Origin of the sequence: Tabrizicola sp. (genome assembly GCF_051645465.1) — a bacterium.
GTDB lineage: Bacteria > Pseudomonadota > Alphaproteobacteria > Rhodobacterales > Rhodobacteraceae > Tabrizicola.
Map to the genome: position 1 here is coordinate 1 of NZ_JBOFBI010000340.1, position 13,246 is coordinate 13,246.

The following is a 13,246-nucleotide window of genomic DNA, read 5'->3' on the forward strand; positions in this document are numbered from 1 at the left end:
CCCGAGCTGCTGGATGGGGCCGAGGTCGCGCTGCACTGCAAGGACTGGCTGTACCTGAACCTTACCGGCGTGCGGGCGACCGATCCCTCCGAGGCAAGCTTCACCTTCGGCAACTTCCGCAACCGCCAGTACGACGCCACGGTGATCGAGGCCTTGGGCCTGACCCACCGCCGTTCGCTTCTTCCCCAGATCCTCGACGGGACCGAGACCCCCCAACCCCTTACCCCCGACGCCGCCACCGCGACGGGCCTTCGCGCGGGCACTCCGGTGAGCCTTGGCTTCGTCGACATGGTGATGACCGCCCTCGGCGCCGGGGTCTACGGTGGGGCGGGCGACGTGGCCTGTTCGACCGTAGGCTCCACCGGCGTCCACATGCGGGCGGTGCCATTCCAGGGCGTCCATCTCAACGCCGAAGGCACGGGCTATGTAATCTGCCTGCCGGTGCAGGGCATCGTCACCCAGGTCCAGACCAACATGGCCGCCACGCTGAACGTGGACTGGGTCCTGTCGCTTGCCGCAGACGCCTTGCGCGACTTCGGGCACGAAGTCACACACCGCGACCTCGTCGCCCGCGTCGACCAATGGCTCGCCGCCAGCCGCCCAGGCCTGACCGCCTACCTGCCCTATATCTCCGAAGCGGGCGAGCGCGGCCCCTTCGTCAACGCCGACGCCCGCGCCGGGTTCTTTGGCCTGTCGATGACCACCCGCTATGCCGACCTTGTCCGCGCGGTGACTGAGGGCCTCGGCATGGCGATGCGCGATTGCTACGCTGCCATGGGTTCTCTGCCCCAGGAACTGCGTCTCACGGGCGGCGCGGCTCGTTCCAAGGGCCTTCGTGCCATCCTCGGATCTGCGATCTATTCGAAGGTCCGCACCTCGGCCCGGGAAGAGGCCGGGGCAGCCGGCGCCGCGATGATGGCCGCCGTGGCGATCGGCGCCTACCCGGACATGAACGCCTGCATTGCCGAATGGGTGACACCGCTTTTAAGCGCCCCCGAAGACCCCGATCCGCAGCTGGTCGCCACCTACGACCGGCTTTTCACCGCCTTCCTCGCCGCGCGCAGCGCCAGCCCCCCGGTCTGGGAGGCTCTGGCCCATGCCCGCGCGGCCGCGGCGCCTTCTGGAGACAAGTGATGACTGACAGCGACATGGTCGATCTTTTCGTGATCGGAGGCGGCATCAACGGCGCAGGCGTCGCACGTGATGCAGCGGGCCGGGGCCTCCAGGTGGTGCTTTGCGAAAAGGACGACCTCGCCGAAGGGACCTCTTCACGCTCGGGCAAACTGGTGCACGGGGGGCTGCGCTATCTGGAGTACTACGAGTTCCGCCTGGTTCGCGAGGCACTGATCGAGCGTGAAGTGCTTCTGAACGCGGCCCCCCACATCATCTGGCCGATGCGCTTCGTCCTGCCGCACAGCCCCCAGGACCGGCCCGCCTGGCTCGTCCGCCTGGGGTTGTTCCTTTACGACCATCTGGGCGGCCGCAAGAAGCTTCCCGGCACGCGGACGCTGAACCTGCGCCGCGATCCCGAGGGCGCGCCGATCCTCGACCAGTTCACCCGGGGCTTCGAGTATTCCGACTGCTGGGTAGATGACGCCCGCCTTGTTGTCCTGAATGCCGTTGGCGCAGCCGAAAAGGGTGCCGTGGTCTTGACCCGCAGCCCAGCCATCTCGGCCCGGCGTGAGAACGGGGCCTGGACGGTGGTCACCAAGAACTCCGTCACCGGCGAGACGCGGACCTTCCGCGCCCGCTGCATAGTCAACTGCGCCGGGCCCTGGGTCAGCCAGGTGATCAACAACGTGGCCGGCTCGAACTCCAGCCGCAACGTGCGGCTTGTGAAGGGCAGCCACATCATCGTGCCGAAGTGGTGGGCTGGGTCGAACGCCTATCTGGTGCAGAACGCCGACAAGCGGGTGATCTTCATCAACCCCTACGAAGGCGACAAGGCGCTGATCGGCACTACCGACATCACCTATGAAGGCCGCGCCGAGGAGGTGACGGCGGATGAGTCCGAGATCGACTACCTCCTGAAAGCCGTGAACCGCTATTTCAAGGAAAAGCTGCGCCGGTCGGACGTGCTGCATTCCTTCTCGGGCGTGCGGCCCCTGTTCGACGACGGCAAGGGCAACCCTTCCGCCGTGACGCGGGATTATGTCTTCGACCTGGACGAAACCGGCGGGGCGCCGCTTCTGAACGTGTTCGGCGGCAAGATCACCACCTACCGCGAACTCGCCGAACGCGGCTTGCACCGGCTGAAACACATCTTTCCCCAGATGGGGGCTGACTGGACCCACAGCGCTCCGCTCCCCGGCGGGGAAATCCCGAATGCAGATTACGAGACCTTCGCCAACACCTTGCGCGACGCCTACCCCTGGATGCCGCGCAAGCTGGTCCATCACTACGGCCGCCTTTATGGCGCGCGGACGAAGGATGTGGTGGGGGCGGCGACCTCGCTTGCGGGTCTGGGCCGGCATTTCGGCGGCAACCTCTATGAGGCGGAAGCCCGCTATCTTGTCGCCAAGGAATGGGCGCAAACGGCCGAGGATGTGCTCTGGCGCCGCACCAAGCACCGGCTCCATCTGACCGAGGCAGAACGCCAGACCTTTGCCGACTGGTTCGCCGCTGATCTTGCGAAGGCCGCGTAAGATGGCCCTGACCCTGTCCCTGAACACCAACCCGCTGGTGAACCGCTTCGCCGACCCCGACGACCTGATCGATACGGTTGCCCGCGACCTGCGGATCCGCGACCTCCAGCTCACGCATGAGTTCATCAACCCCGGGTGGCCCGCTTCCGTCATCCGCCGCCTGACCCGCCAGATGGCGGCGGCCCTGAGCCGGACCGGGGTGCGCGTGACCAGCGGCATGACCGGCCCCTATGGCCGCCTCAACCACTTCGGCCACCCGGATGCCGACGTGCGCCGCTACTACGTCGACTGGTTCAAGACCTTCGCCGAGATCACCGCCGACCTTGGCGGCACTTCGGTCGGCACCCAGTTCGCGATCTTCACCTACAAGGATTTCGACGACCCCGCCCGCCGCGAGGCGCTGACCCGGATCGCCATCGACTGCTGGGCCGAGGTCGCCGAACATGCGAAGGCCGCGGGCCTCAGATACGTCTTCTGGGAACCGATGAGCGTCGGCCGCGAGTTCGGCGAGACCATCGCCGCCTGCATGGCGCTGCAGGACCGCCTGACCGCCGCGAACATGGCCGTACCGATGTGGATGATGGCCGACATCGACCATGGCGACGTGACCAGCCCCAACCCCGATGACACCGACCCCTATGCCTGGGCGCGCGCGGTTCCCAAGGTCTCGCCCATCATCCACATCAAGCAGTCGATGATGGACAAGTCCGGCCACCGCCCCTTCACCGCCGCCTTCAACGCCAAAGGGTCTATCCAGCCCGAACCGCTTCTGAAAGCCTTCGCCGAAGGCGGCGCGGTCGAGAACGAGATCTGCCTTGAACTTTCCTTCAAGGAACGTGAGCCGAACGACCGCCAGGTCATTGCGCAGATCGCCGAAAGCGTGGCTTTCTGGGCGCCGCATATCGACAGCGGTGCGGGTGACCTGCACATCTGAAGGACCCCATGGCCGGACCCGCCGACACCGACCCCGATATCAGCCTCGCCGTCCGCGCGGCCTGGCTGCATTATGTGGGCGGGCTGACGCAGGCGGCGGTCGCCAAGCGGCTGGGCGTGCCGTCCGTCAAGGCGCACCGGCTGATCGCGCGGGCCGTCGATGCCGGGATGGTCAAGGTCACCGTTGACGGCCCGATGGTCGACTGCGTGGAACTGGAACACGCGCTCTGCCGCCGCTACGGGTTGGAACAGGCGCAGGTGGCTCCGGATCTGGGCGAGGACGGCCTGCCCCTGCGCGCCCTCGGCGTGGCCGGGGCGGCGTTCCTGCGGCGCGAGATCGAACAGGGCGGGCATGGGGTGATCGGCCTTGGCCATGGCCGCACTCTTGCCGCCGCCGTCGCCGCCATGCCGCGCTTCGGGGCGGGCGGGGTCCGCTTCGTCTCGCTCCTCGGCGGGCTTACCCGGAACTACGCCGCCAACCCGCATGACGTGATGCACAACCTCGCCGCCAAGACCGGCGCGCAGGCCTTTGTCCTCCCCGTCCCCTTCTTTGCCAATTCGGCCGAGGATCGTGCCGTCCTTCTTGCCCAGCCGGGCGTGCAAGAGATCTTCGACATGTCCCGCGCCGCGCCCCTGAAGGTCGTCGGCATCGGCACGGCGGACGAAAGCGCGCAGCTTGTCGCCTCGGGCATGATCGAACCTGCCGAGATCGCCGAGATCAATGCGGCGGGCGGTGTGGGCGAGATGCTCGGCAATTTCTTCGACGCCCGTGGGCGCGTTCTGGAGACGACGCTGACCGCGCGCCTCCTCGCAGTCGACCTCGACGGCCCGTCGAAGACCCGCATCGTCGCCATAGCTGGCGCGGTCGCCAAGGCCCCCGCGATCCGCGCCGTCCTGGAAAGCGGGCGGCTGACCGGCCTGATCACCGACGAACCAACCGCCCGCGCGCTGCTGGCCTGAGCCACGCCTGCCATATCGCGCCCCCTCTCTCTGACAGGGGGAGGGCCGGGGAGAGGGTCACCCTCCAACCAGCGCCTTCGCCCGGGCGATGATCGCTTCCTTGGTGATCCCGAATTCCTGGTACAGCCGATCCGCCGGGGCCGAGGCGCCGAAGCCCGGCATCCCGATCACATCCGCCTCGCTCACCACATACCGCGTCCAGCCGAACTTGCCCGCCGCCTCGATGGCGATTCGAGGCGCAGTGCCCAGCACCTCGTCCCGGTAGGCCTGCGGCTGCGCATCGAAGAGATCCCAGGCCGGCATCGACACGACCGCGACGCCATAGCCCTCCGCGTCCAGCGCCTCGGCCGCCTCGACTGCCAGCGCCACCTCGGTCCCGGTGGCGATCAGCGTCACATCCCGCTCATTCTTGAACTGGCGGATCACGTAAGCGCCCTTGGCCGTCAGGTTCTCCGCCCCCGCCTGCAGCCGCAGCTGCGGCACGTCCTGCCGCGACAGCGCCATCAGCGTCGGGCGCTTGCGGTTGCGGATCGCGATGTCCCAGGCCTCCAGAGTCTCGACCGTATCCGCTGGGCGCAGGACCGTCAGGCCGGGGATCGCGCGAAGGCTTGCCAGATGCTCGATCGGCTGGTGCGTCGGCCCGTCCTCACCCAGACCGATCGAGTCATGTGTCATCACATAGATCGTCCCCACTCCCATCAGCGCCGACAGGCGGATCGCGTTCCGGCAATAGTCGCTGAACACCAGGAACGTCCCGCCATAGGGGATGAACCCGCCATGCAGGCAAAGGCCGTTCATCGCCGCCGCCATACCGAATTCGCGCACGCCGTAGCCGATATAGCGGCCCGAGGCCTCACGCGAGTACTGGCTGTCCACCGCCTTGACCCGCGTCAGGTTCGACCCCGTCAGGTCGGCCGAGCCGCCGATCATCTCTGGCACCGCCGCTGTCAGCGTCTCCAGCGCCATCTGGCTCGCCTTCCGCGTCGCGGCCTTCTTCGGTGCGGTGAACAGCGCATTGCGCGCCTCGGCCAGCGCGGCCTCATAGCCGGAGGGCAAGTCCCCTGACAGGCGGCGCAGGAACTCGGCCCGCTCGGCGGCCGGGCGGGCGGCAAGCCGCGCCTCCCAGGCCTCGCGCTCATCTGCCCCGCGTGCACCGATCCGGCGCCATTCGGCGATCAGCTCCGCCGGAATCTCGAATGGACCCGAGGTCCAGCCGAGTGCCGCCTTGGTCGCCGCCGCCTCGTCAGCCCCCAAGGGCGCCCCATGCACCGCATAGGTCCCCGCCTTGTTGGGTGAGCCGAAGCCAATCACCGTCTTCATCGCGATCAGCGAGGGCTTCGCGGTTTCCGCCTTCGCCGCCGCAATCGCCGTATCCAGCGCGCGGCCGTCGTGCCCGTCGCAAGACTGCACATGCCAGCCGCAGGCCCGGAACCGCGCCGGAACATCCTCCGAGAAGCTGACCGAGGTCGGCCCGTCGATGGTGATCGCATTGTCATCGTATAGGATGATCAGCTTCGACAGCCCAAGATGCCCGGCCAGGCTGATCGCCTCCTGCCCAATGCCTTCCTGCAGGCAGCCGTCGCCCAGAAAGACGTAGGTGTGGTGATCGACCAGGTCCGACCCGAACTCCGCTGCCAGCCGCCGCTCGGCCAGCGCCATGCCGACCGCGGTCGCCAGACCCTGCCCCAGCGGGCCCGTCGTCGTCTCGATCCCCTTGGCATGGCCATATTCCGGATGCCCCGCCGTGATCGCGCCCCATTGCCGGAAGGCCTTCACCTGATCCAGCGTCATGTCGGCGTAGCCGGTCAGGTGCAAAAGCGCATACAGCATCATCGAGGCGTGGCCGTTCGACAGCACGAACCGGTCCCGGTCGGGCCAGTCCGGGTTCGAGGCATCGAACTTCAGGTGGTTGCGGTAAAGCGCGGTCGCTGCATCCGCCATGCCCATCGGCGCTCCGGGATGGCCGGATTTCGCGGCCTCCACCGCGTCGATCGTCAGCGCGCGAATGCAGTTGGCCAGCGCGAAGTTCTGCGGGTCGAGCGCCGCCTTGGCCGCGATATGCGGGGCCTGCGTCATGTCCATCCTCCTCTGTTCGCGTCACAGGTAACGCGATTCCTGTTACATCTCAAATGAAATCACATCTTATTATCACAAAATCTCAAAAATTATGTTGCGATTGCGCTGATCCATGTTATTTCCGGACAAGGGATGGAGGGAATCGTGAAGCGGGAAGAACGCAAGCAGGCGATCATGGATCTTCTGGTCACGGCCCGCGCCGTCGATCTTGACGATCTGGCCGACCGGTTCTCGGTCTCGAAGATGACGATCCACCGCGACCTTGATGATCTTGAGCAGGCGGGCCTCCTGCGGAAGATCCGCGGTGGGGCAACGGTGGAATCCGGTACTCAGTTTGAAAGTGATTTCCGTATCCGTGCCATGCAGGATGCCGAGGCCAAGGCGCGGATGGCCCGCGCAGCGGCCGATCTGGTCGAACCCGGTATGACCGTGATGGTCAACGACGGGTCGATGGCGGCCCTCCTCGCCTCGACGCTGGTGGACAAGCGGCCGCTTACCGTGATCACCAACAACGCCGCCGTGCTTGACGTGCTGCGGACTGAACCCGGCATCACCCTCATCGCCCTTGGCGGGATCTACAGCGCCAAATACAACGCTTTCTTCGGCGTGGTGACCGAAGGCGCTCTGTCCCGGCTGCGGGCCGACCTCGCCTTTATCTCTACCCCCGCCGTCGCAGGCTGCCGCGCCTTCCACATGGATGATGAGGTGGTGCGCACCAAGCGCGCGATGATGAACGCTGCCGCCCAATCCTGCTTGCTCATCAACCACAAGCGCTTTGGCCGGTCCGCGCTGCATGTGCTGGCCGACCTGACCGAGTTCGACGCCATCATCACCGACGCCGCCCCGGCGCCCGAAGACCGCGCCGCGATGGACCGGGCGGGGATCAAGCTTACCATCGCAAGGGACGCGACATGACGCACTGGATCGGCACCAGCTGGAAGATGAACAAGACCCTGGCCGAGGCCCGCGCCTTCGCCGAGGGGCTTCTCACCGCAGCCATCGACCCCCGCATCCAGCCCTTCGTCATCCCCCCCTTCACCGCCGTCCGCGAGGTCAAGGCGATGCTGGCGGGCACCCGTGTAAAGGTCGGCGCGCAGAACATGCACTGGTCGGATGAGGGCGCCTGGACCGGCGAGGTCTCACCCCTGATGCTCAAGGACTGCGGGCTGGATATCGTCGAACTCGGCCATTCCGAACGCCGCGAGCATTTCGGCGAGACCGACGAAACCGTGGGCCTCAAGACTGAAGCCGCCGTCCGCCACGGCCTCATCCCGCTGATCTGCATCGGCGAGACCCTGGCAGAACGGCAGGCGGGCCGCGCGGCAGAGGTGCTGGAGACTCAGGTCCGCGGCGCCTTGTCGAAACTGACCGGCACGCAGAAGCAGGCGGAGATCTTGCTGGCCTACGAACCCGTCTGGGCCATCGGCGTGAACGGCATCCCGGCGACCAGCGACTATGCGGACGCGCAGCAGGCCGAGATCATCGCCGTCGCCGAAGACGTGCTGGGGCGGAAGGTCCTCTGCCTCTACGGCGGATCGGTCAATCCGCAGAACTGCGAAGAGCTTATCTCCTGCCCGCACATTGACGGGCTTTTCATCGGCCGCTCGGCCTGGAATGTCGTGGGCTACCTCGACATCCTGGCGAAATGTGCCGCCAAACTGTGAGGATATTCCCATGAAACTGGCAATCGCAGGCGACAGCGCGGGCGAAGGACTGGCCAAGGTCCTTGCTGACCACCTGAAATCCAAGCACGAGGTGACCGAGGTCAGCCGCATCGGCGACGCGCTTGACCCGTTCTACGCAAACCTCTCGGACCGCGTGGCGAACGAGGTGAAGGCCGGAAAGTATGACCGCGCGATCCTCGTGTGCGGCACCGGCATCGGCGTCTGCATCGCGGCAAACAAGGTGCCGGGCATCCGCGCCGCGCTGACCCATGACACCTATTCCGCCGAACGTGCGGCGCTTTCGAACAACGCCCAGATCATCACCATGGGCGCCCGGGTGATCGGGACCGAGCTTGCCAAGGCAATCGCCGACGCCTGGCTGGCCCAGACCATGAACTTCGACGCCGCCGGCAAGTCGGTGGGCAATGTCATCGCCATCGACGGCGTCGACGCCAAGTACAACAAGGCCTGAGAGGTCCCATGCTGCGGTTGCCGAATGACGGTGCGCCGACCGGCACGCCGCTGGAGGAGTATTTGCCAGGTGACGGTGCGGCCGGGATCGTCCGCGCCATCGCCGGGGCCGTCCCGCCGCTTTCCGCCCGTCTGGCCGAGGGGCGCATCTACGGCGACCCCACCGCCATCGTCGGCGTGAACGACAGCGGCGACCGGCAAAAGGCACTGGACGTGGGCGCGCATGACCACATGCTCCGCGCCTTGCGCGTCGCTGGCGTCCGTCAGGTCCTGTCCGAGGAAGCCGAGGCGGTCGTCATGCTGAACCCCGGCGCGGCCTTCGACGTGGCGATCGACCCGATCGACGGTTCCGGCTCCATCGGCATCGGCGCGCCGCTGGGCCTTCTCTTCACGATCCTGCCCGCCGCGCCCGAGGGCTTCCTGCGCACTGGCCGCAACGTGCTTGCCGCCGGTTACGCCTCCTTCGGCCATTCCTGTGACTTCGGTTTCTCCCTGGGCCAGGGCACCCACATCGCGACGCTCGACCCCTCTCGGTCCCGCTTCCGCCTGACCCACGAGAACCTTTGCTTGCCCGATCAGGCCAAAACCATCGCCTACAACGCCTCGAACGAACGGCACTGGCATCCCGGCCTGCAAGCCTGGGCGCGCGACCTGCGCGCTGGCAAGGACGGCCCGCGCGGCCGCGACTTCAACATGCGCTGGCTCGCCGCCGCCGTGGGCGAGTTGCACCGCATCCTCTTACTCGGTGGTTGCTTCCTCTACCCGTCCGACCGCCGCAAGGGCTACGAGAACGGCCGCCTGCGCACGGTCTATGAGGCCTGCCCGATCGCTTTCCTTGTCGAACAGGCCGGGGGCGCTGCGACGGACGGGCTGACCCCGATCCTGGACCGCCTGCCCGCCACCCATCACGAGAACACGCCCCTGGTCTTCGGCTGCAAAGACGAAGTCGCCACCATCGCCCGCTACATATCCCAGTGAGGACATCATGGCCCGCATTACCCTTCGCCAGCGTCTCGACCATGCCGCAGAAAACGCTTACGGCGTCCCCGCCTTCAACATCTCAAACATGGAACAGGGCCTGGCCATCATGGCCGCCGCCAAGGCCTGCGATGCGCCGGTGATCCTACAAGCCAGCCGCGGCGCGCGGGCTTATGCCGGGGACCGGGTGCTAGCCCGGCTCATCGACGGGTTGTGCGAGATGTACCCCGAAATCCCGGTCTGCATGCACCTTGACCATGGCAACAATCTTGCCACCTGCGCCACGGCGATCCAAAACGGCTTCACCTCCGTCATGATGGACGGCAGCCTCAAGGACGACGGCAAGACCCCCGCCGACTATGCCTACAACCGCGACATCACCGCCCGCGTTGTGCAGATGGCTCATGCCTGCGGCGTCTCTGTCGAGGGCGAGTTGGGGGTGCTGGGCTCGCTGGAAACCGGCATGGGCGACCAGGAGGACGGCCACGGCGCTGTCGAGAAACTCTCCCACGACCAGCTTCTGACCGACCCGGCCGAGGCCGAGCGTTTCGTGGCCGAGACCGGCGTCGATGCGCTGGCCATCGCAATGGGCACCAGCCACGGCGCCTACAAGTTCACCCGCAAGCCCGACGGCGCGATCCTCGCCATGCACGTCATCGAGGAAATCCACCGCCGCCTGCCGAACACCCACCTTGTCATGCATGGATCGTCTTCCGTGCCCGAGGACCTGCAGGTGATCATCAACGCCTATGGCGGCGACATCAGGCCGACCTGGGGCGTCCCGGTCGAAGAGATCCAGCGCGGCATCCGTTCGGGTGTGCGCAAGGTGAACATCGACACCGACAACCGCCTCGCGATGACCGCCGCGATCCGCAGGACGCTGGCCGAAGACCCGACCGAGTTCGATCCCCGCAAGTACCTTAAGGCTGCGATGGCGATGATGCAGGACGTCGTCCGCCAGCGGTTCGAGGCCTTCGGCACCGCGGGTCATGCCAGCGGCATCCGCCCTCTGCCGGTTGAGGCGATGGCCAAACGCGCGTGAACGCTCCTCGTCGCCCCTCGGTCGCTCGTCGCGGGTCGCCAGCGAGAAGCGCACGAAGTGCATCGACGAGCGGACCCACCCGTCGCTAGACTGGCGCAAACGGAGGCCTCCATGCAGACCCAGAAACTGATCAACGACGGCAACGCGGCGGTGGACGAGATGCTGGCGGGCATCCTTTCCGCCCACGCAGATCATCTCTGGCGCCCTGACCACGCCCCGCGCGCGATCATTGCCCGCCACGGCCCCCGCCCCGGCAAGGTCGCGTTGGTGATCGGCGGTGGCTCGGGTCATGAACCGACCTTTCTCGGCTTCGTGGGCAAGGGCCTCGCCGATGCCGCCGCCATCGGCAACGTCTTCGCCTCGCCCCCGCCGCAGCCTGTCGTGGATGCCGCGCTGGCGGCAAGCGGCGGCGCGGGCGTCCTCTTTATGTACGGCAACTACGCTGGCGACGTGATGAACTTCGACATGGCCTCGGAACTCTTGGAAATGGAGGGGATCGAGGCGCGCACGGTGCTGACCACCGACGACATCGCCTCCTCTCCCACCCGCGACAAGCGCCGAGGGGTGGCGGGCAACGTCTTCATCTTCAAGGCTGCCGGGGCCGCCGCCGACATGATGCTGCCCTTGGACGAGGTTGAACGCATCGCCCGCCACGCCAATGCGCGCACCTACACGATGGGCGTCGCTCTCTCTTCCTGCTCGCTCCCACAGACCCGCCGCCCCAGCTTCGACCTGCCGGTCGGAGAGATGGAGATCGGCATGGGCATTCACGGCGAACCCGGCGTCCGCCGCGGCCCGCTGCGCCCCGCAAACGAAGTGACCGACGAAATCATGGATGCGCTTCTGGCCGAGATGAAAGCTAAGCCTGGCGACCATGTCGCGGTCCTCGTGAACTCGCTCGGCGCCACACCTGTGATGGAACTTTACATCCTCTACGCCCGCGTCGCCGAACGTCTGGCCCAGGCGGGACTTGCCGTTCACAGGGCGCTCGTCGGGCCGTACTGCACCTCGCTCGACATGGCCGGGGCCTCTATCACGCTGATGCACCTCGACATAGAGCTGACGCGCTTGATAGACCATCCCTGCGACTGCGCCATGTTCCGGCAGGGCTGATCCAATGTTCACCACCGACGACCTGAAAGACCTTTTCGCCGCCTTCGCCGCCCGGATGGCCGTCGAGCGCGACCATCTTTGCGCCTTGGACGGAGCGATCGGCGACGGCGACCACGGCATTGCCATGGAACAGGGCATGGCCGCAGCTGCAAAGGCAGCCACCGAAACAGACGGCACGTTGCAGGACATATGCAACGCTGCCGCAAAGGCATTTCTCAACGCGGTCGGAGCTTCGTCGGGCCCGCTCTACGCCACCGGCCTGCTGCGCGCAGGCAAGGCCCTTGGCCCGGCGACTTCTGTCCCCCGCATCCAACTTTTGCAGATCATTCCCGCGATCCGGGATGGCATTGCTTACCGCGGCAAAGCTCAGCCTGGTCAAAAGACGATGCTGGATGCGTGGAATCCGGCCGCTGAAGCCGTGCTCCGCGGAGAGCCGGCAGCCATTGTCGCCAAACATGCCAATGCCGGCGCCGAAGCAACTGGTGAAATGATTGCCAGCTTGGGCCGGGCAGAACGGCTTGGTGACCGTTCGAAGGGACACCGCGACCCGGGTGCCGTTTCAGCGGTCATGCTGATCGAATTGATCGCACATGGCGCCAACTCGTAACAAAGATGAATAGATCAGGCGGGTTCGTCGAAGGCGCGCCACGTCAATCGTTTAGCGTCTGAGGCCCGAGGTCAAGCTCGTCCCGTAGAGTTTCAACAGGGATTGCTGCAACTGCATACGTGAGCATTCCGCCCATTGCGCTAGTAAGGGTGGGCTTCTTCGCCGATCACGGCGCCGCGCGTTGCCCTTTCGTTTCGCTTCTGGTCCAGTCGTGCTGCACGAATTTGAGCTGAGGCAGCACCAAGATGAAGACCCCAAATGGCGATCTGGACCGATGGCCGGACCAGGCCGGCGCAAACGCCCGCCGCAGCGTTTTCGCGCAGGACCTTGTCATCGAAGGCGATGCCTCTTCGAGTGGATCGATCGAGGTCCAAGGCAATGTCCTTGGCTCACTGCGAGCGCCGGAGATCACCGTGGCTGGTTCAGGTCGTGTTGAAGGTTCCGTCGTCGCCCACGAACTCGTCGTGCTTGGGGCGATTTCGGGCATGATCTCGGCGCGAAACGTTCAGCTCGCGCCGAGCGCGGTCGTGCAGGCCGATGTCATCCATGAGCGGATCGCCATCGAGACCGGGGCCGAGCTTGAAGGCAGGCTTCAGCGTAGGGCCTGACAGATCTCATTCCGCAAGGTCTGGCGGCAGCATCTGACCGGCCGGCAGATAGCCCCGCCGCATCTTCTGTCGGAGTGTGTGGGATGCCGCCCTCTCCGCTTCTTCAACGGAAGCACAGGTCTCGATGCTCGTCCGGCCGTGGGTCCCGA

The 13,246-nt window shown here is 66.3% G+C and carries 14 protein-coding genes; 12 read left to right on the top strand and 2 right to left on the bottom strand.

Annotation, left to right across the window (positions count from 1 at the left end; all coding sequences use genetic code 11):
* The 4 genes from ACRCSW_RS21600 to ACRCSW_RS21615 all read left to right on the top strand — a co-directional run.
* The coding region (locus tag ACRCSW_RS21600) for an FGGY-family carbohydrate kinase (protein WP_438707715.1) at positions 1 to 1,134 on the top strand (1,134 nt) is incomplete at its 5' end.
* Positions 1,134 to 2,645, top strand: coding sequence for a glycerol-3-phosphate dehydrogenase (locus ACRCSW_RS21605; RefSeq protein ID WP_438707716.1), 1,512 nt, complete (start codon positions 1,134 to 1,136; stop codon positions 2,643 to 2,645). The genes ACRCSW_RS21600 and ACRCSW_RS21605, both read left to right, overlap by 1 nt.
* Before the next feature lies 1 nt (position 2,646).
* Positions 2,647 to 3,579 (top strand): sugar phosphate isomerase/epimerase family protein, encoded by a 933-nt coding sequence (locus ACRCSW_RS21610; RefSeq protein ID WP_438707717.1) that lies wholly within the window; start codon positions 2,647 to 2,649, stop codon positions 3,577 to 3,579.
* Between the two features lie 8 nt (positions 3,580 to 3,587).
* Positions 3,588 to 4,538: a sugar-binding transcriptional regulator gene (locus ACRCSW_RS21615; RefSeq protein WP_438707718.1), complete on the top strand. Its 951-nt coding sequence runs from the start codon at positions 3,588 to 3,590 to the stop codon at positions 4,536 to 4,538.
* Between the two features lie 57 nt (positions 4,539 to 4,595).
* Here the strand turns inward: ACRCSW_RS21615 and tkt are convergent, their stop codons facing one another.
* Positions 4,596 to 6,614, bottom strand: a complete 2,019-nt coding sequence (gene tkt / locus ACRCSW_RS21620) for a transketolase (RefSeq protein WP_438707719.1) — start codon at positions 6,612 to 6,614, stop codon at positions 4,596 to 4,598.
* Between the two features lie 144 nt (positions 6,615 to 6,758).
* Between tkt and ACRCSW_RS21625 the strand changes: the two genes are divergently transcribed.
* The 8 genes from ACRCSW_RS21625 (at position 6,759) to ACRCSW_RS21660 (ending at position 13,097) form a co-directional block, all read left to right on the top strand.
* Complete coding sequence (locus ACRCSW_RS21625) at positions 6,759 to 7,529, top strand: DeoR/GlpR family DNA-binding transcription regulator (RefSeq protein WP_438707720.1); 771 nt, start codon at positions 6,759 to 6,761, stop codon at positions 7,527 to 7,529.
* Positions 7,526 to 8,278 carry a triose-phosphate isomerase gene (locus ACRCSW_RS21630; protein WP_438707721.1) on the top strand — a complete coding sequence of 251 codons (753 nt, stop codon included), beginning with the start codon at positions 7,526 to 7,528 and terminating at the stop codon, positions 8,276 to 8,278. Before ACRCSW_RS21625 ends, ACRCSW_RS21630 begins: the two co-directional genes overlap by 4 nt.
* 10 nt (positions 8,279 to 8,288) lie before the next feature.
* Positions 8,289 to 8,750, top strand: a complete 462-nt coding sequence (locus ACRCSW_RS21635; RefSeq protein ID WP_438707722.1) for an RpiB/LacA/LacB family sugar-phosphate isomerase — start codon at positions 8,289 to 8,291, stop codon at positions 8,748 to 8,750.
* A gap of 8 nt (positions 8,751 to 8,758) precedes the next feature.
* Positions 8,759 to 9,727: a class 1 fructose-bisphosphatase gene (locus ACRCSW_RS21640; protein ID WP_438707723.1), complete on the top strand. Its 969-nt coding sequence runs from the start codon at positions 8,759 to 8,761 to the stop codon at positions 9,725 to 9,727.
* Between the two features lie 7 nt (positions 9,728 to 9,734).
* Positions 9,735 to 10,769: a class II fructose-bisphosphate aldolase gene (gene fba, locus ACRCSW_RS21645; RefSeq protein ID WP_438707724.1), complete on the top strand. Its 1,035-nt coding sequence runs from the start codon at positions 9,735 to 9,737 to the stop codon at positions 10,767 to 10,769.
* Positions 10,770 to 10,880: 111 nt separating this feature from the next.
* Complete coding sequence (locus ACRCSW_RS21650) at positions 10,881 to 11,882, top strand: dihydroxyacetone kinase subunit DhaK (protein WP_438707725.1); 1,002 nt, start codon at positions 10,881 to 10,883, stop codon at positions 11,880 to 11,882.
* Positions 11,883 to 11,886: 4 nt separating this feature from the next.
* Positions 11,887 to 12,489 carry a dihydroxyacetone kinase subunit DhaL gene (gene dhaL / locus ACRCSW_RS21655; protein WP_438707726.1) on the top strand — a complete coding sequence of 201 codons (603 nt, stop codon included), beginning with the start codon at positions 11,887 to 11,889 and terminating at the stop codon, positions 12,487 to 12,489.
* Positions 12,490 to 12,734: 245 nt separating this feature from the next.
* Entirely contained in the window at positions 12,735 to 13,097 is a 363-nt protein-coding gene (locus ACRCSW_RS21660) for a bactofilin family protein (RefSeq protein WP_438707727.1), read from the top strand.
* A gap of 6 nt (positions 13,098 to 13,103) precedes the next feature.
* Here ACRCSW_RS21660 and ACRCSW_RS21665 read toward each other — a convergent pair.
* Positions 13,104 to 13,246: WGR domain-containing protein (locus ACRCSW_RS21665; protein WP_438707728.1), on the bottom strand; the 143-nt coding region annotated here is incomplete at its 5' end.